Raw genomic sequence first — 23,001 nt, 5'->3', positions numbered from 1 at the left:
CTGCGCCCGCAGGTCTTAATCAGCTTTGGCCGCGGTGCTGGCGCTGCTTGCCGCGTGTGCTTCGCTTGGCAACTCGCGCTTGATCTTGAAGTCGAGCTTGGCATTAAAGAAATCCCGCGCTTCATCAACATCCACCAACAGCGCCCGGACATTCGGCTCTTTAAAGCCATCCAGAGTTTGATAGTAGTAATCAAAGCTCTCTGGGTAGGCAAAGGCCGCGCGGCGCATCAGATCGTGAGCCACCGCCTGATTGCCGAGCAAGGCTTCCATCACCGCCTGATCGGTCATCTGGCCGGGGTAGGGGCGAATAGCGTTTTGTTTGCGCAGGATCGCCAGTTTCCAATCGATTTCACTACGGCTGGCCACGATGTAATTTGACAGCGCGTGCTCGGCGTAATAATCAATCAGCGGGTTCTGGCGCATGCCCTCCAGGCGCTCGATGCGGCTAGCGTTGAGTTTTTCATCGCCGGCCGGATCCATAATCGGGTAGATCTCCAGATAAATCTTGCCACCCAAGAAACACAGCGCAAGCCCGGCGCCACCCCACAGCGCCCAGCCGAAACGAGCGGCCATGGCAGGGATCGGCCAGCGCGGGGCGCTGCTTTGGGCAAATACCAGCATCAAGGCAAATGGGCCGAGGAAGTGGAAATACCACAGCGGATATTCCACCAGGCTATGCAGCAGTGATACCGACAACAGCGCCAAGGCAAACATCACACCCGGCTCGGCCCAGCGGCGCACCGCACTCCACAGCACGCCGGCTAGGCCCAACACAATCACCCCGGTGCCCAGCAGGCCGGTTTCAGCCATGAGGTTCAGCACTGAATTGTGCGCGTGGGTAAACAGCACGCTTTCCGACACAATCGCAAACTCAGGGCGCACTTGCAGCGCATTGCTGTGCACCGCATAGCTGCCCCAGCCCGTACCCAGCACTGGATATTGCTGGAATACCAGCCAGGCTTTTTGCCATTCCACCAGGCGGCGCGAACCATTCGAATCGAGGCGATCCAGACCGGTGGGGACTTCATTCTTGGCTTTAAGCAGCGCTTGCAGCAGCTCATTGACCATTGGCGCGGCAAATTGCATCAGGATAATCAAACCCGCCGCAATACTCAGTGCCCGGCCAAATTGGCGCAGGCTATCCTGACCGCGCCACCATACCAGCAAGCCCAGCGCCAGCCATGCCCCGGCGTACAGCAGCGGCGAGCGCGAGCCACAAAAAGCCAGCGAGAGCGCCAGCCACAGGCTGACCAGCCAGAAGACCGGCTTGGGCAGTTCGTCCTTTTGCGTTACCAGATAGGCGGCGCTGGCCAAGCCCCAGGCCAGATAATGGCCATACATATTTTTCTGGCCGATATTGCCGAAGATCAGTCGCGGGCCTTCCTGAATCAGCTGCACAATCTGCGGTACGGCAATGCCAGAGTTGAAAATCGCCCCGGCCAATAAGCCCCAGGCAAACATATTCAGCAATGGGGTTACGCCAAATACCGCAATCGCCCGCGCCAACGACCAGCCTGCCCCCGCCGCGCCTAGGGCGTATACCAACGGGTAAACTCGCTCGGTGGCGTAGCCATGCGGCAAGAACACCGCTTGCAAGCCAATCACGCCACAGAAGCCCAGCCACATCAGGCTGCTCCACGGCGGGGTGCAGCGGGTGTCGCGCTCGGACGGCACCAGCACGCCCGCGAGCGTAATCAGAATGCAGAAAAAGAAGGCCGCCAGCTCGGAAGGGAAGACCGGATTCGGATCCCAGCGATAGGGGATGCCGCAAGGCACCGCCGCCAGCAGGAAGAGCAGGCTTTGATAAAGACGTAGTTGGAAGGTCATACAGCAGAATCCGTTAGGCTGCTGCTTGTTCGTCCTTCACTGGTTGATACAGCCAAGTGGCAACCAGCACCCCGGCTTCGTACAGCAACCAGAGCGGAATGGCGAGCAAGCATTGCGACAAGACATCGGGTGGCGTAACTACCGCCGCGATCACAAAGGCGCCGACAATGACATAAGGGCGTACTTCGCGCAACTTGGCGACGGTGACAAAACCCATCCGCACCAAGACAATCACCGCGATCGGCACTTCAAAAGTCACGCCAAAGGCCAGAAACATGCCCAGTGCGAAATCGAGGTATTCGCCCGAATCCGGCAGCCACTGCATGCTATCGGGGATCACCGAGGCAATAAATTTGAAGACCACGCCAAAGACCAGGAAATAGGCAAAGGCCATGCCGGCGAGAAACAGCAGCGTGGAGGCAATCACTAGCGGCAGAATCAGTTTCTTTTCATGCACATACAGGCCCGGCGCGATAAAGGCCCAGATCTGATACAAGGTATGCGGCAGTGTGGCGACGAAAGCCACAAGCGCCGCAATCTTGATCTGCACCAGAAACGGTGTGGCAATCCCGGTGGTAATCAGCTTTTGCCCATTGAGCACTGCGGTCAGCGGGCCGACCAGCAGATCATAGAGCTTGGCCGAGAAAGCAAATGCGATCACAAAGCCCACAATAAAGACCAGAATACTGCGCACCAAGCGGTTGCGCAGCTCGATCAAATGGCCAATCAGAGGTTGCAGATTGTCGTTCAGGTCATTCATGGTTAACGGCGATCCGCGCCAGTGGGGGTGGGCTCGTTCAGGTCGGCAAATAGGTCAAGCTGGTTGTCCGGGGTGCTGGCTTCTGCTTCCCGGATGCTCGTCTTGCCTGCCGGTGTGAGAGGTTCCGCCATGCTCGTAGGCTCTGCACTGGCCGCTGTGGCCGTTGCCACGGCAGTGGCGGACTGGCTGGCTGATGTATTCGCTTGAGCCGCTGCCGGTGCAGCTTTAGCAGGCGTGGCGCTCTCCGCGGATGCGACCGGGGCTACGGGTGTCTCGGCGGCAGCGGGCTGAGCGGGTGCTTGCGCTGGCTGATCTTGCAAGGCCGAGCTGGCGTGTTCTAGCGTTTGGGCTACTTCGCTCTGGGCCGGCTGCATAATCGCGCTGATTTGCTGCTGTTCAGCTTCGATTTCGCGCTGGATTTGCGCTAGTTCGCTGGCCTGCATTTCACGCTGCAGGTCGGATTTGACGTTGGTTACAAACCGCTGCAGGCGGCCAAACAGCATCCCGGCTGTGCGGGCGACTTTCGGCAGTTTTTCGGGGCCAACTACGACCAGCGTAACGGCCCCGATGACCAGCAATTCACCAAAACTAACATCAAACACGATTATTTCTTATCGTTTTCGCTAACGTCGATCACGCGTTGCGCTTCTGGTTTGGCCGGCTCTTCTTCGCCTTTCATGCCGTCTTTAAAGCCCTTGATGGCCGAGCCGAGGTCTTTGCCCACATTGCCAAGCTTTTTGGTGCCAAAAACCAGGATCACGATCGCCAGAACGACCAGCCAATGCCAGATGCTAAATGAACCCATGATAAATCTCTCTAGGGGTATATCAATGCAAGCCTTTTAAGATATGGCCTGCAGATGATTACGGTTGTGGGGTACCCAGAATGTGCAGGTGCAGGTGGAAAACCTCCTGCCCACCAGCCAACCCGGTGTTGATCGCTGTTTTGTACCCGGCACCCAGGCCGTGCTCGCGCGCAATCACTGGCGTCAGCGCCAGCATTTTGCCAAGCAGCGCTTCATCTTCCCGGCTGGTGCTCAGCATGGATTCGATGTGGCGCTTGGGAATCAACAAAATATGCACCGGTGCGGCCGGGCGGATATCTTTAAACGCCAAGACCTCATCGTCTTCGTATACTTTGTTGGCGGGGATGTCGCCGCGCACGATTTTGCAGAAAATACAGTCGGTCATGGTTTTACTCAGTCAACACGGGCACGCGAAGCTTTTTCTTCAATACCGGAAATGCCTTCCCGGCGGGCGAGCTCAGCCAGCACATCTTCATGGCTTAAGCCTTCATGTGCCAGCAGCACCATGGTATGAAACCACAGATCAGCCACTTCACGCACGAGGTGCAGCTTATCGCCATCCTTGGCCGCCATAATGGTTTCTACGGCTTCTTCGCCCACCTTTTTCAGAATGGCTTCTTGTCCCTTGTTGTAGAGTTTGGCCACATACGAGGACGACGGATCAGCATGCCGGCGCTCGGCCAGCGTTTGCGATAGACGTTCCAGAATTTCAGCAGAAATCATATGCTGCTCCAAACAAAACAGGGTTGATTATATTGCGTCAGGATGACAAATCGATGTCAAACAGATGTGAACTTTTAGCTATTGTACCCCGCTCGCTGCTGCGGGGGTACCGTGCGCTTAAGGGTGGCTGTGGCCGTAAATGGCATGGGGGTCTTTGAGCACCGGATCGACCACGGCCCATTCGCCATCCACCAGGGTGCGAAAAAAGCAGCTCTCGCGCCCGGTATGGCAGGCAATGCCGCCCTCTTGCTCGATTTGGTAAATCAGCACATCGCCATCACAATCGAGCTGAATGGCTGAAACATGCTGAAAATGCCCTGATTCTTCGCCCTTGTGCCAGAGTTTCTGGCGCGAACGCGTCCAGTAGTGCGCCGTGCCTTTCTCGGCCGTGAGTGCGACGGCTTCGCGATTGGCAAAGGCAAACATCAGCACGCGGCCACTGACCTGATCTTGCGCGATTACCGGTACTAGCCCGGCTGCATCGTATTTAATTTCGTCGAGCCAGCTCATTGCACTACCACCTTGTCGGCGGTGAAATCCGCCACCGGGGTGTAGTACACCACCCATTGCCGAGTTTCATTGGCTTGGATTGCGCCCAACGCGCCTTCCATGCGAATGGGTTCGCTCACGCGGCCATTGGCATCCACCACAATCGGTGGGCGTTTGAAATCATGGCCAGCGGCGGCTTTCACTGTTAAAAACAGGGTGAGCTCGTTTTTCAGTCCGTGGCGCATATTGTCGACACTGACCGAAATATTGGCCGGGGTTTGCAGGCTTAAATCACAAGCCAGTAGATTGCTGCTCAAGCACGCAGCAGCGCAAAATAGTGCAAGGCGAGTCAACATCTGGGTGTTCCTCTGCGATTAAAGGCGCATTTCAATGCCAGCGGCCTGCATGGCTTCTTTAGCTTGGCGCACCGTGTATTCACCAAAGTGGAAAATACTGGCCGCCAGCACGGCATCGGCGTGGCCGATTTTCACCCCATCCACCAGGTGCTGTAAATTACCCACCCCACCTGAAGCGATGACCGGGATATCCACTGCATCAGACACGGCTTGCGTTAAAGGCAGATTAAAGCCAATTTTGGTGCCGTCGCGATCCATGCTGGTGAGCAGAATTTCGCCTGCGCCCAGTTGCTGCATTTTCAGCGCCCACTCTACTGCATCCAGCCCGGTTGGACGGCGACCACCATGGGTGAACACTTCCCAGCGGCTATTGGTGGCATCGGTGGCTTTGGCATCAATGGCCACTACAATGGCCTGACTGCCAAAGCGGCTCGCGGCCTGCTCAACCACTTCGGGGTTAGAGACTGCGGTGGTGTTAATGCTGACTTTATCTGCGCCGGCATTCAGTAAGCGGCGCACGTCATCGGCTTTGCGCACGCCACCGCCAACAGTGAGCGGAATAAACACCTGCGAAGCCACGGCTTCGATCACATGCAAAATCAGATCGCGATCGTCGCTCGAGGCAGTGATGTCCAGAAAAGTGAGTTCATCCGCACCTTGCTCGTTGTAGCGCCGGGCAATCTCGACCGGGTCGCCGGCATCGCGTAACTCAAGGAAATTCACCCCTTTTACGACACGACCCGCGGTCACATCCAGACAGGGAATAATACGTTTAGCTAGTGGCATATCAGGTTCCGCGTGGCGAGGGCCACGGTCATTCTTGCTGCTGCGTTTTCCAGCTGGTCCAGAGCGCTTGTGCCGTTTCGGCGTATTGGCTGCGGCCACCGGCGAATTCCGGCGTGAACCACTGGGTAAACACATTGAAGATTAGCTGCTGAACATCTTCGACATTCATGCATTGGGGCAGGCTACGAATAATGCTACCGGCTTCGGGGGCGTAGCCTTCCGGCTCGCCCACTAGGCGGATTAGCATGGGGTCGTATTCAAATAAAATGCGGCAGACTTCATCAAACCAATCTGGATTGGTGTCGCGTAAGAGCTGGCCGATCTGCCGCTCTTCGGTGGCCCAATCCAGCCATTCCGGTTTGTTGTCGTCGGCCGCCTTGTCGCTCATGGTTTAGCCACGCAGCTCGTCCGCCAATTCCTGCGCCTTGGCAAAGTCGATGGTGCCTTCGTAGATGGCGCGGCCGGTGATCACGCCTTCGATCCCTTCGGCGGCCACTTCACACAGCTTGCGTACATCATCCAGATTAGTGAGGCCACCTGAGGCAATCACTGGAATCGTCAGCGCTTGTGCCAGTTTTACTGTGGCTTCGATGTTCACGCCCGAGAGCATGCCATCACGGCCGATATCGGTGTAAATCACGCTTTCTACACCATAGCCTTCAAAGCGTTTCGCGAGGTCGATGACGTCGTGGTCGGTGACTTTGGCCCAGCCATCGGTCGCTACCTTGCCGTCTTTGGCGTCCAGCCCCACGATGATGTGGCCAGGGAAGGCATCGCACGCTTCGTGCAAAAAGCCAGGTTGCTTAATGGCCGCGGTGCCGATGATCACATAGTCGATACCGGCATCCAGATACATCTCGATGGTTTCGAGCGAACGAATACCGCCACCCAGCTGGACGGGTACTTCGCCATCCACTGCCTGCAGAATGCGTTTTACGGCATCCAGATTTTTCGGCTTGCCGGCGAACGCGCCATTCAGATCAACCAGATGCATGCGGCGCGCACCCTGATCCAGCCAATGCGAGACAAAGCTCGCCGGATCATCGGAGAACACGGTGGCATCATCCATCTCGCCTTGGCGCAAACGGACACATTGGCCATCTTTCAGATCAATTGCAGGAATAATCAGCATGATTTCAAAAGCAGGTAGTGAAGGGGGTTAAGTTAAAATGACAACTTCCAGTTTACGAAATTTTTCAGCAATTGCAGCCCAGCCGAGTGGCTCTTTTCCGGGTGACACTGAATCGCAAAAATATTGTCGCGCGCCACGCAGACTGCAAAGCGATCTGGGTAAGCTGATTCAATCACAGTTTCGGCATCCGTCGTCGGCGCAAAGTGATAACTGTGTACAAAATAAAACCGTTCGCCATCGTTAATGCCGTGCCACAGCGGATGTTCGCGGCGAATGAACATTTCATTCCAGCCCATGTGCGGCACTTTAAGTTTTTGGCCTTGGGCGTCATGCATGTTTTCAGGTTTGAATTTCACTACGCGGCCTTTGAATAGAGCGAGGCAATCCATATCGCCTTCTTCGCTGTGCTCAAACAAGAGCTGCGCGCCGACGCAAATGCCCAAAAATGGCCGGCTGGCGGCTGCATCGAGCACTGCTTGCTTTAGGCCGCTGGCGTTTAGTTCGCGCAGGCAGTCGGGCATGGCACCCTGACCGGGAAACACGACTTTATCGGCACTAGCGACGACCGCCGGGTCGGCAGTCAGCACGATGTGCGCCTGTTGCTCGGCGACCAGCTCAAAGGCTTTGGTGACCGAATGCAAATTGCCCATGCCGTAGTCGACAATGGCGATCAGAGGTTTACTTGCACTCATCATTAGCCCACCAAAGTGCCTTTGGTGGATGGGGTAATCCCGGCCATCCGCTCATCCCATTCCACTGCCATCCGTAGCGCGCGGCCTAGCGCTTTGAAGATGGTTTCGGCCTGATGATGTGCGTTATCGCCTTTCAGATTATCGATGTGCAGGGTTGCGGCGGCATGATTTACAAAGCCACGGAAAAACTCACCAAATAATTGCGTATCAAACTGGCCAATGGTGTCGCGGGTGTACTTGCAGTGGTATTCCAGGCCTGGGCGACCAGAGAGGTCAACCACCACTCGGCTCAGTGCTTCATCCAGCGGGACATAGCTGTGGCCGTAGCGGCGGATGCCTTTTTTGTCGCCAAGTGCTTTGGCGAACGCCTGCCCCAGTGCAATCCCGACGTCTTCAACGGTGTGGTGTGCATCGATGTGTAGATCACCCACCGCTTTGATGTCCAGATCAAACAGGCCGTGGCGAGCCACCTGATCTAGCATGTGTTCGAAAAAGGGTACGCCCGTATCAAATTTGCCCACCCCGGTGCCGTCCAGGTTTAGGGTGATGGTGATCTGGGTTTCCAGCGTATTGCGGGTGACAGTTACTTGGCGCATCAAAATTCTCGTTAACAGCTCAGCCGATGGCGGTCAATTCGGTATTTTCCAACAGTTTGGACGTGGCGGGAAGCATTTTGACCGGCAAATCCCTAATTGCGTGGGGAAAAGTGCCTGCCAGATTGCCTATTGCGCTTAACTTTCGCTGACTACTGGGGCTTGGATCGAAGTTTGTCAGCTTTAAGTCAATTGCATGCGATGATTAGTACGCTACTGCGCTCTTGGTCTGAGCGGCAAATGCTGCAGGAGTTCCGCCAAGGCGATCAGCGCCTGTGGCCCAGTCTGGGCATTGCCATGTGGTGGGTCGATGCAGGATGAAAATGCGCAGCCACCGCTGCGGCAGCCTCGAAATTTCAATGAAGGAAGGTTGAGCATGCATAAAATTTGGATGGTGATTGGGCTGCTGGCGGCCGAACTGGTGCTGGCGCAAACCCCGCCCCGCTTGCGTACGCCAGTAGTGGAAAATCAGGGGCAGGTGTCTGCCGCGCAGCTGGAAGAACAGGCGCAGCGTTTTCCGCAGACGTTTTTTCTGGAAGGGCCGGGTGATCGGCAAGTGGTGGCTTTGACCTTTGATGATGGCCCTAGCCTTGATACGCCGGCGCTACTGGATGCGCTGAAGAAAGAAGGCGTGAAGGCGACCTTTTTCTGGCAAGGCCAGAATGTACTGGCGCATCCCGAGATTGTCCGCCGCGCTGTCGCCGAAGGGCACACGGTGGCGAACCATAGTTTTAGCCACCCGAATCTGAGCAAAATGGAAGAAGGCGGCTTCTGGTGGGATTTGCAGCTGGCGAAAACCCAGTCTGCATTTCAGCAGGTAGTGGGTTTTCAACCGGCGCTGATGCGCCCGCCCTATGGTTTTTTGAACGATGGCCAGATCAAGGCGCTGCAAGCGCGCGGCTTGCACGCCATTTTGTGGTCGGTGGATAGTGCCGATTGGTATCACACCTGGAAAATCAGCAACGAGGTCCTCGCCAGCGCCCAAATCCACGAGGTGGTGGCCCAATATCTGCACCCCGAAGCCATTGTGCTGCTGCATGACTCTGGCGGGCGTACCCGCCGCCCCACTGTGGCGGCGGTGCAAACTCTGATTCCCGCCATTCGGGCTAAGGGCTATCAATTTGTGACGGTTGATCAGCTGTTAAAAGTGCCAGCTAAGCTCACGAGCGCCCAGCAAGCGGCGAACCAGCCTAGCTTAGACGCCACTTTGCAGCAGTTTCTAGTCTTATTCAATGAGCCGGATGCCGCTATCCGCGCGGCCGGTTGGGGCAAGATCCTGAGTGATGATTATCTGCATGTGAGCGCCGAGGGGGTATTGCGTGGAGTGCCGGCATACGCCGGCTTGGTTACCCAGTTGCGCTCCCAAATGACGGGCTTAAAGCTTGAACTCACCACGCCGGTACAGCAGCTGGGCGAGCAAGCCTTGTTTGGCTGGCGCGTGATGGATGCTGCGGGCACAACGGTGGCGAAGGGGGTGAATGTGTTGCAATTAGCCGCCGATGGGCGCATTAAGCAAAATACCGTTTATAACGACCGCCAGTTGCAGTAAGGTCGTGCTGACCTAGCCCGCAACGCGCAGATTCGCGCTGTGCTACAACGAAATTCGCCCGAGGATTTCGCATGCCACTGCAACGCCGGCAGGCCGAATTGGCCGCCATCGCCACTCAAATTTTTACTGCGCCCGCAGAAGCGCGCAGCGCCTGTCTTGCGCTACTGGATGAGGCACGCCTGCATTTTGATGTGCCGGTGTTTATCGAGGCCGCGCGGCAGCTGTCGCTGATTGAAGATCAGCTGGGTGATTTTGCCGGGGCGATTGCGGTGCTGCTGGAAGCGCAGGCGCTGGCGGTGGAGTTTCGTGCCTATCAGCAGATGCCCTTGATTTTGGAGCAGCTGGGTTGTTGCCATTATTCGCTCGGGCATTATCCGGCGGCGCTGCAGTATTTCCGGCAGGCGGTGCTGCTGTGTGGGCGGCAGGCCGAGCTGCAAAAAACTCGCGCGCTGGCGCTGATTGGTATTGGGCGGGTCTGCGATGCGGCAGGTGAGCACCGGCATGCCGTGCGCATGCATCAGGCCGCGAGCCAATTGCTGCAGGACAGTGGTGATGCCTATCTGATCACCATGGCGAAAATCAATTGGGCGGTGAATCTGCTGCAGCTGGATGAGCGCGCCGCCGCGCAGACGCTCTTGCAGCAAACCTGGCACGAAAGCGCGGCCGCGGGCTTGCCGCATCATGTGGCGGAATGCCAGTACCGGTTGGCGCAATTGGCGCGGCGGGAGCAGGATAGCGCTCAGGCTGAGCTCTTGCTGGAGGAGGCGTTGGGTACGCTCACTACCACGCCTTATCACTGGCTGGAAGTGAATGTGCTGGCCGAATGGGCCGAGCTGGTGGCCGAGCAGGCCGCCTTGCCGCAGGCGCTCACGATTTTGCAACGTGGCTTGCAGCTAGCACGCGAAGATCGCTTTTTGCATTTGGAGCTGCGCCTGCTGACACAGGCCGCCCGCTACGCTCAGCAGCTCGGGCTAAAACTGCAGCGCGAAGAATATGAGCGCCAGGCCGGGTTTTTGCATATCCAGCTGCACGACCACAGCGTGCCCTTACCGCAGCTGGATTTATCTGGCCTGGAGGCACTTGCAGTAGATTAATGCCAGGGTATGGGCTTGTAAATCTTGCCTGATAAGGACTTCAGCCCAATACCCCATTATTTCATCCGCAGTTCAGCCGCGTTGGCGTGCGCCGTCAGGCCTTCGCCGTGCGCCAAAACGCTGGCGATTGCGCCCAGCTTTTGCGCCCCAACCGCCGAGACCTTGATCAGGCTGGAGCGTTTCTGGAAGTCATACACACCCAGCGGGCTAGAGAAACGCGCGCTGCGGGCAGTTGGCAAGACGTGGTTTGGCCCGGCGCAGTAGTCGCCCAGCGATTCGGAAGTGAATTTACCCATAAAGATCGCGCCCGCATGGCGGATTTGCGGCAGCAGCGCCTCTGGCTCGGCCACGGATAATTCCATGTGCTCGGGGGCGATGTAATTGCAGATTTCACAGGCTTCGGCGAGGTCTTTCACTACAATCAGCGCGCCACGGTTGGCCAGTGAGGCGCGGATGATGTCTTGTCGCGGTTGGGTTGGCAGCAGTTTTTCAATGCTGGCCGCGACTTGGGCCACATACTCGGCGCTAGGGCACAGCAAGATCGACTGGGCGATTTCATCGTGCTCGGCTTGGCTGAATAGATCCATCGCCACCCAATCCGGGTTGGTCGTGCCATCGGCCAGTACCAAAATCTCGGATGGGCCGGCCACCATATCGATGCCGACAATCCCGAACACCGCGCGCTTGGCCGCTGCCACATAGGCATTACCCGGGCCGGTGATTTTATCGACTTGCGGTACGGTTTGCGTGCCGTAGGCCAAGGCGCCAACGGCTTGGGCGCCACCTACGGTGAACGCACGCGATACGCCGGCGACATAGGCTGCCGCCAGTACCAGATCATTGCGCTCGCCTTTGGGGGTGGGCACGACCATGATGATTTCGGCGACGCCGGCCACATGGGCGGGGATGGCGTTCATTAATACTGAAGATGGATACGCCGCTTTGCCGCCAGGTACATAAATACCCACGCGATCCAGCGCCGTAACTTGCTGGCCGAGCAGCGTGCCGTCTTCGTCCTCGTAGCTCCATGAGCTCATTTTTTGCTTTTCGTGGTAGCTGCGCACGCGGGCAGCGGCGGCTTGCAGGGCTTCGGCTTGGGCGGCGGGCAGGCGCTCGAAGGCGGCTTTGAGCTCGGCCTGCGTGAGTTCCAGCTCGGCCATGCTGCTGGCGCTGGTGCCGTCAAAGCGATTGGTGTATTCCACCACCGCGGCATCACCACGGCTTTTTACATCGGCCAGAATCGCGGCCACGCGCTGATCCACTTGCGGGTCTTGCGAGGTTTCAAACGCCAGCAGGGCGGTGAGTTCGGCTTGGAAATTGGCAGACGTGGAATCTAGACGGCGAATCATGGCAACGACCCAAAACAATGAGGAATTTCCCCATTATACCTTGAAGCCGTGGTGGCGTTCGCCAGCCGGCAAAAATGCCGGCCAAGGCTGATCTGGCGCAAGTGGGCGCACGCCCCGGTAGATCCCCGGGCGGGTATCTACCTGCAGGCTATGTTGTAGTTAGTTTTTTGACTGATACTGCTGGCTAAGTTGCAGCGCCTGCCAGGTTTTGTAGCCGCCGTTCAGGCTCTGCACCTGAAAACCCTGCTGCTGCAGATGGCGCTGCGCGATATAGCCGCGCAAACCCACCATGCAATACACCACTACCGGCCGCTGCCGATCTAGCGTGCGGCTCAGCTCGCGCAGCTGGCTGAGTGGCAAGTTGCGCGCGCCGGCGATCTGGCCGGTGGCGATTTCTTCCGGCTCGCGCACATCGATCAGCTGCGGTGCTGTGCCGCTGGCTAGATGTGCAGCCAGTGCTTCCGGCTCGATCAACTGAAGTAGGCCGTGTTGCAGATTTTGTGCGGCCATCCCCAGTAGATTCACCGGATCTTTGGCGGCGCCATAAGGTGGCGCGTAGCTGAGTTCCATTTCGGCCAGATCATCAATCGTGAGCCCCGCTTGCAGTGCCACGGCCAGCACATCAATGCGTTTATCCACGCCTTTTTCGCCCACGGCTTGGGCCCCCAGCAGTCGGCCGGTGGCAGGCTCGAATAGTACTTTCAGGCTGATCATGCTCGCGCCGGGGTAATAGCTGGCGTGATCATTGCCATGCAGATACAGCTTGCGATAGGCAATGCCGGCTGTGGCGAGGCTTCGTTCATTCAGGCCGGTGCTGGCCGCGGTCTGATTAAACACCTTGCAAATCGCGGTGCCCTGGCTGCCGCGATAAGCATTGCTGTGGCCAAAAATCGCATCCGCCGCGATGCGTCCTTGCCGGTTGGCGGGCCCCGCCAGCGGTAGCAATACGGCTTGCTGATGAATGGTGTGGTGCACCCCGACCGCGTCGCCCACCGCATAAATCGCAGGGTCGCTGGTTTGTTGCTGCGCATTCACGACAATCCCGCCGCTGCGGCCGATGCTAAGGCCTGCGGCTTGCGCAAGGCCAGTTTCCGGCTTAACCCCGATGGCGAGCACTACCAGATCGGTGTGCAGTGTACGGCCTGAGGCCAGCTGCAGGCCGAGTTGTTCGCCCGCGTGTACGGCTACCAGGCTCTCGTCCAGTAATAGTTCCACCCCATGTTGCGCCAGCGTTTGGGCTAAGGGCGCGGCCATTTCGGCATCCAGCGGGGTCAGCACCTGCGGCGCCCGCTCGATCAGGCTGACCGCCAGGCCACGGTGGCGCAGCGCTTCGACGGTTTCTAGCCCGATAAAACCAGCACCGACCACCGTCACATGTTTCACCTCACTGGTCATCGCCTGCATCAGCCGATCAAGATCGGGTACGGTGCGCAGCGTAAACACACGCGGGTTATCCAGCCCCGGCAATGGCGGGCGAATCGGGGCTGCGCCCGGTGCAAGGATCAGTGCGTCATAGCTTTCGTCATAGGTTTCACTGGTTTGTCGATTGTGCACGCGCACGGTTTTTGCCGCACGATTAATGCTGAGCACTTCGCTATTCACGCGCACATCTAGGCCAAAACGTGCGGTGAGGGATTCGGGTGTGTGCAAGAGTAGGGCGTCGCGCTCGGTAATCTCGCCGCCCAAGTGATAGGGCAGGCCGCAATTGGCAAACGATACATAGGGGCCACGCTCGAACACGACGATGTCGGCGTGATCATTCAGACGCCGCGCCCGCGCCGCCGCCGAGGCACCACCTGCCACCCCACCAATAATGACCAGCTTCTTGACCTGATTCATGGCTTTGCTCCGTTAAATTTAAACAAAGTATATTATGTTAAAAAGTATAATGTAAAGCCGAAAAGTACCAGGGCTTGATGCAGGTCATGCGGTTAGCTGATGCCGGCAGGCATGGGGGGGCTTAGTGTCGTGCCGGCGGTTCGGCTGGGGCGGCGGGTTGGGCGACAACGCGGCTGAAAATCAGCGTGATGAAAATGCCGAAGTGAGTCGAGCCGATAAATGATTCAGCGATAAATAGCAGCTTGCCATCGCGGTTGCAGGGCAGGAAATCACCAAAACCCACGGTGGCAAAGATGGTGGCCGAGAAATACAGCGAGTCGAGAAAATCCGGATTATTGCTGCAACCGGCGCTGGTGCCGTAAACGTCAAACATCTGCCAGCCGGTGGCAAAGGTATAAATCAGCAACAGATTGCTAAGGATAAACAGCCAGACGGCTTGCTCGGGCTCGATGCCATGCCGCAGGCGCAAGCCTTTGGCGATGCTCAGCACATAGGAAAAGTAATTGAGATACACCAGCGCGATAAACCCGTGCAGGGCTGTGCTGGTGTTCTCAACATAACCGAGCTTAAGTAGCCACGGCCAGGCGAACATGCACAACAACAGATACAGCGGTAAACGCTGCTGCTTGAAGTGCCGCCGTGGCATAGCTGAATTAGGCGTGGCGGGCCGCAACAGTCGCGGCAAAGGCATCCAGCATAGGCTGAATACGGGCGTGTTTGAGTTTGAGCGAAGCCTGATTCACCACCAAGCGGCTGGAAATCTCGCGAATATGCTCTACCGCCACCAGATTATTGGCTTTTAACGTGCCACCAGTCGATACCAGATCGACAATCGCATCGGCCAAGCCCACCAGCGGGGCCAATTCCATTGAGCCATACAGCTTGATCAGGTCAACGTGCATGCCTTTGCTGGCAAAGTGCTCTTTGGCTTGTTCGGTGTATTTGGTGGCAATGCGCATGCGCGCGCCTTGCTTAACCGCGCCTTCGTAATCAAAGCCATTTTGCACCGCGACCATTAGCCGGCATTTGGCGATTTCCAGATCCAGTGGCTGATACAGGCCCTGACCGCCATGCTCCAGCAGCACATCTTTACCCGCCACACCCAAATCAGCCGCGCCGTATTGCACATAGGTCGGCACATCCGAGGCGCGCACGATAATCAGCTGCACATCGGGCTGGTTGGTGCCAATAATCAGCTTGCGGGTGCTTTCCGGTGCTTCGGCTGGCTCAATGCCAGCGGCAGCCAGCAAAGGCAGGGTTTCTTCGAAAATCCGGCCTTTGGAAAGGGCGATGGTAATCATGGGGTATCCGTCCCTAGGTCTTGTAGGTGTTGCGTCCTAGCGCAATACCCTTATTTGAAAAGTGCAATCTTGGCCGGGTATTTGGCCGGCCAGCCATTAATCGCCCGCGCCGCCTGCCACATGCTAAACAAGGCCGCACCCACGCCAACCCACCACACAAAAATCGGGGCGTGTAAGAGAGTGGTAGCCAGAAAGGCCAGTGCATAAAAGCAGGCCATCAGCATCTGGAAATTCACCGATTCACGCGCATGCTGCTCGACAAATTCCGAGTGCACACGGGCAAATTGCAAGATGATAAAGGGCAGGCCCAGCGAAATCAGCGGCATGGCCAGCACCGGTAGCCAAAACACCGCTGCCAGATGGGCGATCACCGCAAAAAACTTTTCATGCTCTTTGGGCGGTTCAACTTTGCCGTCGCTGTCTTCGCTGGCGGGCTTGGGATTAATGGTGAGCATACCGCTTATTTGATCCGTTCGATTTTAACGCCGACACCGGCGAGCTTGCGCTCGATGTGCTCATAGCCGCGATCGAGGTGATAGACGCGATCCACAATGGTTTCGCCTTCGGCAATCATGCCGGCCAGGACCAGCGAAGCCGAGGCGCGCAGGTCGGTCGCCATTACCGTGGCGCCCGAGAGTTTTTCCACCCCGGTTACAATTGCGCTGTGGCCATCCACTTTGATTTTGGCGCCCATCCGCGCCAGCTCAGGCACGTGCATAAAGCGGTTTTCAAAGATGGTTTCGGTAATTACACCGGTGCCTTCGGCAATGGCGTTCAAGAGTGTAAATTGCGCCTGCATATCGGTTGGGAAGGCCGGGTATTCCAGGGTGCGGATATCCACGGCTTTCGGGCGCTGTTTCATATCCAGCGAAATCCAGGTATCACCCGTTTCGATGTAAGCGCCCGCTCCGGTGAGCTTATCCAGCACGGCGCCAAGGATGTCGGCACGGGTGTTTTTCAGCAGCACTTTGCCTTGTGAGGCGGCAGCGGCCACCAGGAAAGTACCGGTTTCGATGCGGTCAGCTACGATGGCGTGTTCGGCGCCATGTAGCTTTTCCACGCCAACAATCGTGATGGTGTCGGTGCCGTGGCCGGTGATTTTGGCGCCCATTTTGATCAGGCACTCGGCCAGATCCACCACTTCTGGCTCGCGCGCGGCGTTTTCCAGAATAGTAGTGCCTTCGGCCAATACCGCCGCCATCAGCAAGTTTTCGGTGCCGGTGACGGTGATCATGTCCGAACGGAAACGGCAGCCTTTCAGTTTACCGGTGGCTTTGACATAGCCGTGCTCGATCACGATCTCGGCGCCCATCGCTTGCAGGCCCTTGATGTGCTGATCAATCGGGCGCGCGCCAATCGCGCAACCGCCCGGCAATGAAACCTGCGCTTCGCCAAAGCGGGCCAGTGTGGGGCCCAGCACCAAGATGGAGGCGCGCATGGTTTTCACCAGCTCATACGGCGCGATGGTGCTGGTGATGTTGTTGGCGGTGATTTCGTACTCGTGCACGTTGTCGGTCATCACCCGCACGCCCATGCCTTGCAGCAGTTTTTGCGTGGTTTTCACATCGGCCAGCTGCGGGACATTGGTCAGGCGCAGGGTGTCGGCGGTGAGCAAAGAGGCACACAGAATCGGCAAGGCGGCATTTTTGGCGCCAGAAATGGTGATCTCGCCGTTGATAGGGCCGTTGCCGGTGATTTTCAGTTTATCCATGATATTTGGTTCCGCGCGGGGCGCTCGCCCCACTGATTTTATTTGAAGTACAGCCAGTAGCTCACTGCGAGCACTGCGATCAGCCACGGCAGATTGGCCAGCGCCGCTAAGGGGCCACCATTTTTCTGCTCGCGCTGGCGGGCGTCGAGTTTGGCTTGTTCGATGACTTTGTGCCGAGCCTCAATCTGGCCCAGATCAAAGCGGGGATCGCGCTCGCTCACTGGCGGGCAGTCCATTCGGCTGGGGTGAGGGTGGCACGCATCGACAGCGCGTGCAGCTCACCGGAATCCAGATACGATTTCAGACCATCATTGATCAGACGATGGCGGGCCAGCAGTTTAAGGCCCTCAAACTGGCTGGAAACGATGGTGGCATAGAAGTGATGGCCATCGCCCTCCACTTCGAGATGCTCACAGGGCAAGACTTGGCGGATCAGCGTCTGAACGTATTCTGGTGTCATAAGTATCTGTTTGGGTGCGCAATTTGCGAGGTTGCCGCCGCTTTGCAGCAGCGGCAGACCCGCATGATAGCCTTAGCGGCGGATTTTGTAGCCGGATTTTATCAAGGTCAGCGTGATTACGGTGAGGATTGCCAAAGTAAATCCGACAACCGCCAGCGATTGCCATGGGCTCACATCGGCTACGCCAAAGAAGCCATAGCGAAATCCGTCGATCATGTAAAACACCGGATTGAGGTGGGAAACGGCTTGCCAGAATGGCGGCAAGCTATGAATCGAATAAAACACGCCCGATAAAAAGGTCAGCGGCATGATCAGGAAATTCTGAAAGGCGGCCAGTTGATCGAACTTCTCCGCCCAGATTCCGGCGATGAGGCCCAGCATCGCCATCAGGCTGCAACCCAAAATCGCAAACACCAATACCCATGCTGGGTATGCGAATGGCGGCACCGCAAAAAATAGCGTAGCGAGCAATACCCCTAGGCCCACTACGATGCCACGCGCTGCGCCGGCGAGGGTGTAGGCCGCGAAAAATTCAAAATGCGAAATCGGCGGCAGTAACACATACACGATATTGCCGGTTATTTTGGATTGAATCAGGCTAGAGCTGGAGTTGGCAAAGGCATTTTGCAGCATGCTCATCATCATCAGGCCGGGAATCAGAAAGACGGTGTAGCGCACTCCCGGATACGGCTCGACATGGGCTTCGAGCACATGGGCAAAAATCAGCAAATACAAAAGCGCGGTAAGCACCGGCGCGGCAACGGTCTGAAAGGCCACCCGCCAGAAGCGCAGGATTTCTTTGTAAAACAGTGTGTAAAACCCGGTCATGCCTGCTCCGACTTAGGCGTGCATCATTTGCACAAAGATTTCTTCCAGATCGGGCTGGCTAATGGCCAGATCTTTGATGGTGATGTCGTGGGCGCGCAATTCGCGCAAGATCGCTTCCAGCCCATTGCAATCGGCCAGCTTCAGGGTAAAGCGGCTCTCTTGCTGCTTGAGCAGCAGCGGTTGCAAGCGTTCGGGCAGCGTAGCGGGTTTGAGCTTGAGCTCTACCGTCCGCGCCGCGCCGCGCCCGAGCATGGTGCTTTTATCTTCCAGCGCGATCAATTCGCCCCGTTTGAGCATGGCGATGCGATTACACAGGGTTTCGGCTTCTTCCAGATAATGGGTGGTCAGCACGATGGTGTGGCCCTGCGTATTGAGCCGCTGGATAAATTCCCACAAGGTTTGGCGAAGCTCGACATCCACCCCGGCGGTGGGCTCATCCAGAACAATCACCGGGGGTTTATGCACCAAAGCCTGAGCCACCATGACGCGGCGCTTCATACCCCCCGAGAGTGCGCGCATATTGGTATTGGCTTTTTCGCTTAAACCCAGATTGTGCAAAATTTCGTCAATCCAGTTGTCGTTATTGCGCAGGCCAAAATAGCCCGATTGAAAGACCAGCGATTCGCGCACAGTAAAGAAAGGATCGAACACCAGCTCTTGCGGCACGATGCCCACCGCGCGGCGGGCGGCGCGATAGTCGCTGGCGACGTCATGGCCCATGACGCGAGTTTGTCCGCGGCTGGCGCGGGTGAGGCCCCCTAAAATGGAAATCAGCGTGGTTTTTCCCGCGCCATTGGGGCCGAGCAAAGCAAAAAAATCGCCCTGCTCAACGCTGAAGCTCACTTCCTTGAGGGCGGTAAAGGCGCCGAAATCTTTGCCGACGTGGTTAAATTCTATGGCTTTCACTGCGCATCCTTGCTGGGTTCACTGGCGCTGGGGCTACTGCTGGGGGTGTCGCTTGCGGCTTCGGCCGCCACGCTGCTGCCGTGCTCGGCGTCGCTTCCCAACGGCAGCGGATAAGGTGGATTGCCATCGTGCACCTTGAACCAGCGCCGCTGCAAATAGGTGTCACGCACAAAACTATAGGGATCGAACTGCTCTTGCAGGGTGGCATCTAGCGGCAAAAGGCTGGCGCGCAGATCAATCACATAGGTGCTGTAATAGGCAATCTGGCCGGCCAGCGGGTCGATGTAGTCGATTGGCCCCCAGGCGAGGCGCAGCAGATTATCACTTGAATCACGCAGCGTGAGCGGGCCGTAGAATGGCACCATCAGATAGGGCCCGCTGGGCACACCCCAGTAGCCAAGCATCTGGCCAAAATCTTCGTTCTGTTTTTCGATAGGCAAATCGCTGGCCCAATCGATCAGGCCGCCCACACCCAGTGTGCTATTTAATACCACCCGGCCGGTACTCTTGGCCGCAGCGGTGCCTTTGGCTTGCAGCAGGGCGGCGGGTATGCCGAAGAGGTCATCCAGATTGCCAAAGAAATTACCTACCGCAGAGCGTAATGGCGGCGGTATATATTCGCTGTAGGCCTTGGCCACCGGGCGTACCAGATGTTGATCCAGCCCGCTGTTAAAGTCGTAAATCGGCCGATTGATGGATTCGAGCGGATCGTAGTTGTTTTGTGGCGTCGCGCAGGCGGTACACAGCAGGGCGGCCAGCAGAGTCAGTCGGCGCATAATGGAAAAAGCGCCGTAAGGCGCTGTCCGTGTGAGAGTCATACGGTTATTGTTGGTCGCTTAAACTTTGATTTGCAAGAGATCTTGCACGCCATAAACCCGAATCAGCTGACCAAGGGCGGCCGGGCTGCCCTGATAGCTTAGTTGCCGCTGCCGTGCCTGCGCCCGGCGCCGCCATTCCAGTAAGAGCGCCACGGCGCTGGAATCCAGCGTCGTAACGGCCTGTAGATCCAGTGTCAGATCACCTGCCGCCAGTAAGCCATCCAGCGCGCTGAGCAAGGCGGGTGTACTGGCGTGGGTGAGGGTGGCGGGCACTGGATACAGCTGCATCTTACTTGCCTTGCTTGGCAGCGTTATTACGGGCCGCTAATTGCTTGATCAGGCCGTCGATACCATCTTTGCGGATCACTGCGCCAAATTGATTCCGGTGGTTATTGATAAAGCTGATGCCATCGACGTTGATGTCGTACACCTTCCACTCATTGCCATTCTTTTCAAAGTTGAAATCGAGAGGAATAGGTTTCTGGCCTGGCAGGCTGACTTCGGTGCGCACGGTTTGTTCATCGGCATCATTGCCGGCGCGGGTGCCTTTGATATTGATTTGCGCGTTTTTGTAAACAGTAAGGGCGCTCAGGTAAGTGCGCACCAGCATGGCACGAAATTCGTTGGTGAGCGCTTCTTGTTGTGGCGTAGTCGCGCTTTTCCAGTATTGGCCCGTGGCCAGTGCGGTCATGCGTTTATAGTCGGCCAGCGGCGAGAGGCGTGCATCAACCAGGTCACGGGTTTTTGCTGGATCTTTGTCGTTCTTTTTGATGATTTCCAGCACGTCTTTGCTGGATGAGCGCACGATCTGCTCGGGGCTGTCGCTGGCGATGGCGCTATGGGCTACAAAACTCAGGCTCGCGGCCAGCAGCAGTTGTTTAACGAGTTTGATCATTCCTGTTTTTCCTTCTCTTTGTCGGCCTGGCTAAACAGGAAACGACTGATTAACTGCTCCAGCACAATCGCTGAAGAGGTGATTTTGAACGTATCCCCGGCTTTGAGGGTTTTCTCTTCGGCGCCGGAGGTAATGCCGATGTACTGCTCGCCCAAAAGGCCCGAAGTTAAAATTTCGGCTGAGCTATCGCGGCTAAATTGGTAGCGGCTATCGACATCCAAAGTGACTTTGGCGACATAGCGCTGTGGATCTAGGCTTATCTGGCTTACCCGGCCAACGACAACCCCGGCGCTTTTCACTGGCGCACGTACTTTCAGCCCGCCGATGTTTTCAAAATCAGCGGTTAGGCTGTAGGTGCTGCCGGTGGGTAAGTTGCCTTGGCTGCTGACCTTGAGTGCCAAGAACATCAGCGCCGCCATACCGGCCAGGACAAATAGCCCGACCCAAAAATCGATCATGCCACGTTTCATTTACACTCCCCGAAACATAAAGGCGGTCAGAATAAAATCAAGAGCCAGAATCACCAGCGCACTAGTGACCACGGTGCGGGTGGTGGCCGTCGAGATGCCTTCGGCAGTCGGGGGCGCATCATACCCTTCAAAGACGGCGATCAGTGAGACAGCAAAGCCGAAAAACAGGCTTTTGATGACTCCATTCATGACATCCAAGCGAAAATCTACCGCACCCTGCATTTGCGACCAGAAGCTACCTTCATCCAAACCCAGCAGCTGCACTCCAATCAGGTAGCCGCCAAATATCCCCATGGCGCTAAACATGGCCGCCAGTAAAGGCATGGAGATCACGCCCCCCCAGAATTTCGGCGCCACCACGCGGGCGATGGGGTTGACCGCCATCATTTCCATCGCTGCTAGCTGTTCGGTGGCTTTCATTAGGCCGATTTCGGCCGTGATCGCGCTACCGGCGCGGCTAGCAAACAGCAGCCCCGCCACCACTGGGCCCAGCTCGCGCACCAGTGACAGCGCCACCAAAATCCCCAGTGAGCTGGCAGCGCCAAAGCGTTGCAAGGTGTCATAGCCCTGAAGCGCCAGTACCATGCCCACAAACAGGCCCGACACCACAATAATCAACACCGAAAGCACACCGGCAAACCAGATTTCACGCAGGGTGAGCTGTGGGCGTAGCAATGCGGTGGCCGAGTGGCGCAAAATCGCCAGCTGGAAACGGGCGGCAAAGCCCAGTTTGATCAGCGTATTGGTGACTGGCTGCCCTAGGCGCGAAACCAGGTCGAATAGTAGCTTCATGCCTGCACCCCCAAAGCTTGGGCGTAGGGTGGCGCCGGCTTATGAAAGGGCAAGGGGCCATCGGGCTGCGCATTGATAAATTGCTGCACAAATGGATGAGTTGAGGCGCGTACGGCGGCCGGCGTGCCTTGGGCTACCAGCTGGCCCTGGTCAAGAAAGTACACATAATCGACAATCGCCAACGATTCGGCGACATCGTGGGTGACCACGATCGACGCCGTACCCAGAGCATCATTGAGCTCGCGAATGAGCTGCCCCACGGTAGCAAGCGAAATGGGGTCAAGACCCGTGAAGGGCTCGTCATAAAGCATGACTTGCGGATCAAGTGCGATGGCACGCGCTAACGCCACCCGCCGCGCCATGCCGCCGGATAAGGCCTGTGGCATCCAGTCGGCGGTGCCGCGTAGCCCCACCGCGTGGAGCTTCATCAGCACCAGATCACGAATCATGGATTCGGGCAGCTGCGTGCGTTCGCGCAGCGGGAAAGCCACATTGTCGAAGACCGACAAATCAGTAAACAACGCCCCGAATTGAAACAGCATGCCCAGCTTGCGGCGGAGCTGATACAGCTCGCCCTCATTCAGGCGACCGACCTCGATGCCATCCACAAGCACCCGACCATGCTGGGCGCGCAGCTGCCCGCCGATCAATTTAAGCAGCGTCGTTTTACCTGAGCCCGAGCCACCCATGATGGCGACCAGCTGGCCGGCTTCGATCTGTAGCGAGACATCGCGCAAGATCGGTGTGTCGTCATAAGCAAAGCTGACGTTTTCGAATTCAATCAGTGGCATAGCTGCAATTTTACGGTAAGGCATTCAGGGATACC

General features: G+C 57.2%; 32 protein-coding genes. 3 read left to right on the top strand and 29 right to left on the bottom strand.

The window, feature by feature from the left end; genetic code table 11:
* Positions 1-15: 15 nt before the first annotated feature.
* The 13 genes from QV747_RS12220 to hisB form a co-directional block, all read right to left on the bottom strand.
* Positions 16-1,827 (bottom strand): PglL family O-oligosaccharyltransferase, encoded by a 1,812-nt coding sequence (locus QV747_RS12220; protein ID WP_273431192.1) that lies wholly within the window; start codon positions 1,825-1,827, stop codon positions 16-18.
* Between the two features lie 13 nt (positions 1,828-1,840).
* The gene (gene tatC, locus QV747_RS12215) at positions 1,841-2,587 is read right to left on the bottom strand and encodes a twin-arginine translocase subunit TatC (RefSeq protein ID WP_273431194.1); all 747 of its coding nucleotides are present in this window, start codon (positions 2,585-2,587) and stop codon (positions 1,841-1,843) included.
* A 2-nt stretch (positions 2,588-2,589) separates the two neighbouring features.
* Complete coding sequence (gene tatB, locus QV747_RS12210) at positions 2,590-3,189, bottom strand: Sec-independent protein translocase protein TatB (protein WP_273431196.1); 600 nt, start codon at positions 3,187-3,189, stop codon at positions 2,590-2,592.
* A gap of 2 nt (positions 3,190-3,191) precedes the next feature.
* Positions 3,192-3,392 carry a Sec-independent protein translocase subunit TatA gene (gene tatA, locus QV747_RS12205; protein ID WP_028450364.1) on the bottom strand — a complete coding sequence of 67 codons (201 nt, stop codon included), beginning with the start codon at positions 3,390-3,392 and terminating at the stop codon, positions 3,192-3,194.
* A 58-nt stretch (positions 3,393-3,450) separates the two neighbouring features.
* A complete protein-coding gene (locus tag QV747_RS12200; protein ID WP_047391230.1) occupies positions 3,451-3,777 on the bottom strand; it encodes a histidine triad nucleotide-binding protein in 327 nt (108 codons plus the stop codon).
* Between the two features lie 8 nt (positions 3,778-3,785).
* Positions 3,786-4,112, bottom strand: a complete 327-nt coding sequence (locus QV747_RS12195) for a phosphoribosyl-ATP diphosphatase (RefSeq protein WP_197053759.1) — start codon at positions 4,110-4,112, stop codon at positions 3,786-3,788.
* A 120-nt stretch (positions 4,113-4,232) separates the two neighbouring features.
* Positions 4,233-4,625: a phosphoribosyl-AMP cyclohydrolase gene (gene hisI / locus QV747_RS12190; RefSeq protein WP_273431199.1), complete on the bottom strand. Its 393-nt coding sequence runs from the start codon at positions 4,623-4,625 to the stop codon at positions 4,233-4,235.
* On the bottom strand, positions 4,622-4,960 hold the full coding sequence (locus tag QV747_RS12185; RefSeq protein WP_028450360.1) for a hypothetical protein: 339 nt from the start codon (positions 4,958-4,960) through the stop codon (positions 4,622-4,624). The genes hisI and QV747_RS12185 overlap by 4 nt, the downstream gene beginning before the upstream one ends.
* Before the next feature lie 18 nt (positions 4,961-4,978).
* A complete protein-coding gene (gene hisF / locus QV747_RS12180; protein WP_028450359.1) occupies positions 4,979-5,746 on the bottom strand; it encodes an imidazole glycerol phosphate synthase subunit HisF in 768 nt (255 codons plus the stop codon).
* A 28-nt stretch (positions 5,747-5,774) separates the two neighbouring features.
* Positions 5,775-6,134 (bottom strand): hypothetical protein, encoded by a 360-nt coding sequence (locus QV747_RS12175; RefSeq protein ID WP_273431202.1) that lies wholly within the window; start codon positions 6,132-6,134, stop codon positions 5,775-5,777.
* A 3-nt stretch (positions 6,135-6,137) separates the two neighbouring features.
* On the bottom strand, positions 6,138-6,878 hold the full coding sequence (gene hisA / locus QV747_RS12170; protein ID WP_028450357.1) for a 1-(5-phosphoribosyl)-5-[(5-phosphoribosylamino)methylideneamino]imidazole-4-carboxamide isomerase: 741 nt from the start codon (positions 6,876-6,878) through the stop codon (positions 6,138-6,140).
* A 32-nt stretch (positions 6,879-6,910) separates the two neighbouring features.
* Complete coding sequence (hisH, locus tag QV747_RS12165) at positions 6,911-7,570, bottom strand: imidazole glycerol phosphate synthase subunit HisH (protein ID WP_273431204.1); 660 nt, start codon at positions 7,568-7,570, stop codon at positions 6,911-6,913.
* Between the two features lie 2 nt (positions 7,571-7,572).
* Entirely contained in the window at positions 7,573-8,166 is a 594-nt protein-coding gene (hisB, locus tag QV747_RS12160) for an imidazoleglycerol-phosphate dehydratase HisB (RefSeq protein WP_273431206.1), read from the bottom strand.
* A 171-nt stretch (positions 8,167-8,337) separates the two neighbouring features.
* Between hisB and QV747_RS12155 the strand changes: the two genes are divergently transcribed.
* From QV747_RS12155 to QV747_RS12145, 3 genes are all read left to right on the top strand, one after another.
* Positions 8,338-8,484 (top strand): hypothetical protein, encoded by a 147-nt coding sequence (locus QV747_RS12155; protein ID WP_273431208.1) that lies wholly within the window; start codon positions 8,338-8,340, stop codon positions 8,482-8,484.
* 55 nt (positions 8,485-8,539) lie between these two features.
* Positions 8,540-9,712: a polysaccharide deacetylase family protein gene (locus QV747_RS12150; protein WP_273431210.1), complete on the top strand. Its 1,173-nt coding sequence runs from the start codon at positions 8,540-8,542 to the stop codon at positions 9,710-9,712.
* Positions 9,713-9,783: 71 nt separating this feature from the next.
* A complete protein-coding gene (locus QV747_RS12145; protein WP_273431212.1) occupies positions 9,784-10,806 on the top strand; it encodes a hypothetical protein in 1,023 nt (340 codons plus the stop codon).
* 56 nt (positions 10,807-10,862) lie between these two features.
* Here the strand turns inward: QV747_RS12145 and hisD are convergent, their stop codons facing one another.
* The 16 genes from hisD to QV747_RS12065 form a co-directional block, all read right to left on the bottom strand.
* Positions 10,863-12,155: a histidinol dehydrogenase gene (gene hisD, locus QV747_RS12140; RefSeq protein WP_373317306.1), complete on the bottom strand. Its 1,293-nt coding sequence runs from the start codon at positions 12,153-12,155 to the stop codon at positions 10,863-10,865.
* A gap of 159 nt (positions 12,156-12,314) precedes the next feature.
* Entirely contained in the window at positions 12,315-13,994 is a 1,680-nt protein-coding gene (locus tag QV747_RS12135; RefSeq protein ID WP_273431214.1) for an FAD-dependent oxidoreductase, read from the bottom strand.
* A gap of 121 nt (positions 13,995-14,115) precedes the next feature.
* A complete protein-coding gene (locus QV747_RS12130) occupies positions 14,116-14,586 on the bottom strand; it encodes a potassium channel family protein (protein ID WP_288791514.1) in 471 nt (156 codons plus the stop codon).
* A gap of 61 nt (positions 14,587-14,647) precedes the next feature.
* On the bottom strand, positions 14,648-15,295 hold the full coding sequence (hisG, locus tag QV747_RS12125) for an ATP phosphoribosyltransferase (protein WP_028450350.1): 648 nt from the start codon (positions 15,293-15,295) through the stop codon (positions 14,648-14,650).
* Between the two features lie 50 nt (positions 15,296-15,345).
* Positions 15,346-15,750: a DUF4870 domain-containing protein gene (locus QV747_RS12120; RefSeq protein ID WP_028450349.1), complete on the bottom strand. Its 405-nt coding sequence runs from the start codon at positions 15,748-15,750 to the stop codon at positions 15,346-15,348.
* Between the two features lie 5 nt (positions 15,751-15,755).
* Positions 15,756-17,006, bottom strand: a complete 1,251-nt coding sequence (gene murA / locus QV747_RS12115) for a UDP-N-acetylglucosamine 1-carboxyvinyltransferase (protein ID WP_273431219.1) — start codon at positions 17,004-17,006, stop codon at positions 15,756-15,758.
* Between the two features lie 38 nt (positions 17,007-17,044).
* Entirely contained in the window at positions 17,045-17,227 is a 183-nt protein-coding gene (locus QV747_RS12110) for a hypothetical protein (protein WP_273431221.1), read from the bottom strand.
* Entirely contained in the window at positions 17,224-17,466 is a 243-nt protein-coding gene (locus tag QV747_RS12105; protein ID WP_273431223.1) for a BolA family protein, read from the bottom strand. The genes QV747_RS12110 and QV747_RS12105 overlap by 4 nt, the downstream gene beginning before the upstream one ends.
* Positions 17,467-17,538: 72 nt before the next feature.
* On the bottom strand, positions 17,539-18,294 hold the full coding sequence (locus QV747_RS12100) for an ABC transporter permease (RefSeq protein WP_273431224.1): 756 nt from the start codon (positions 18,292-18,294) through the stop codon (positions 17,539-17,541).
* 12 nt (positions 18,295-18,306) lie between these two features.
* Entirely contained in the window at positions 18,307-19,200 is an 894-nt protein-coding gene (locus tag QV747_RS12095) for an ABC transporter ATP-binding protein (protein WP_273431226.1), read from the bottom strand.
* On the bottom strand, positions 19,197-19,976 hold the full coding sequence (locus QV747_RS12090; RefSeq protein ID WP_273431228.1) for a VacJ family lipoprotein: 780 nt from the start codon (positions 19,974-19,976) through the stop codon (positions 19,197-19,199). The genes QV747_RS12095 and QV747_RS12090 overlap by 4 nt, the downstream gene beginning before the upstream one ends.
* A 60-nt stretch (positions 19,977-20,036) precedes the next feature.
* Positions 20,037-20,306 carry a lipid asymmetry maintenance protein MlaB gene (locus tag QV747_RS12085; protein WP_273431230.1) on the bottom strand — a complete coding sequence of 90 codons (270 nt, stop codon included), beginning with the start codon at positions 20,304-20,306 and terminating at the stop codon, positions 20,037-20,039.
* A 1-nt stretch (position 20,307) separates the two neighbouring features.
* Positions 20,308-20,913 (bottom strand): phospholipid-binding protein MlaC, encoded by a 606-nt coding sequence (locus QV747_RS12080; protein WP_047391265.1) that lies wholly within the window; start codon positions 20,911-20,913, stop codon positions 20,308-20,310.
* Positions 20,910-21,383, bottom strand: a complete 474-nt coding sequence (gene mlaD / locus QV747_RS12075; RefSeq protein ID WP_028450341.1) for an outer membrane lipid asymmetry maintenance protein MlaD — start codon at positions 21,381-21,383, stop codon at positions 20,910-20,912. Before mlaD ends, QV747_RS12080 begins: the two co-directional genes overlap by 4 nt.
* Positions 21,384-22,175, bottom strand: a complete 792-nt coding sequence (gene mlaE / locus QV747_RS12070) for a lipid asymmetry maintenance ABC transporter permease subunit MlaE (RefSeq protein WP_028450340.1) — start codon at positions 22,173-22,175, stop codon at positions 21,384-21,386.
* Positions 22,172-22,990: an ABC transporter ATP-binding protein gene (locus QV747_RS12065; RefSeq protein WP_273431232.1), complete on the bottom strand. Its 819-nt coding sequence runs from the start codon at positions 22,988-22,990 to the stop codon at positions 22,172-22,174. Before QV747_RS12065 ends, mlaE begins: the two co-directional genes overlap by 4 nt.
* Between the last annotated feature and the right edge of the window lie 11 nt (positions 22,991-23,001).

This window comes from uncultured Chitinibacter sp., from assembly GCF_945957625.1.
GTDB classification, from domain to species: Bacteria; Pseudomonadota; Gammaproteobacteria; order Burkholderiales; family Chitinibacteraceae; genus Chitinibacter; species Chitinibacter tainanensis.
This window is presented reverse-complemented; position numbering and strand designations above follow the sequence as displayed.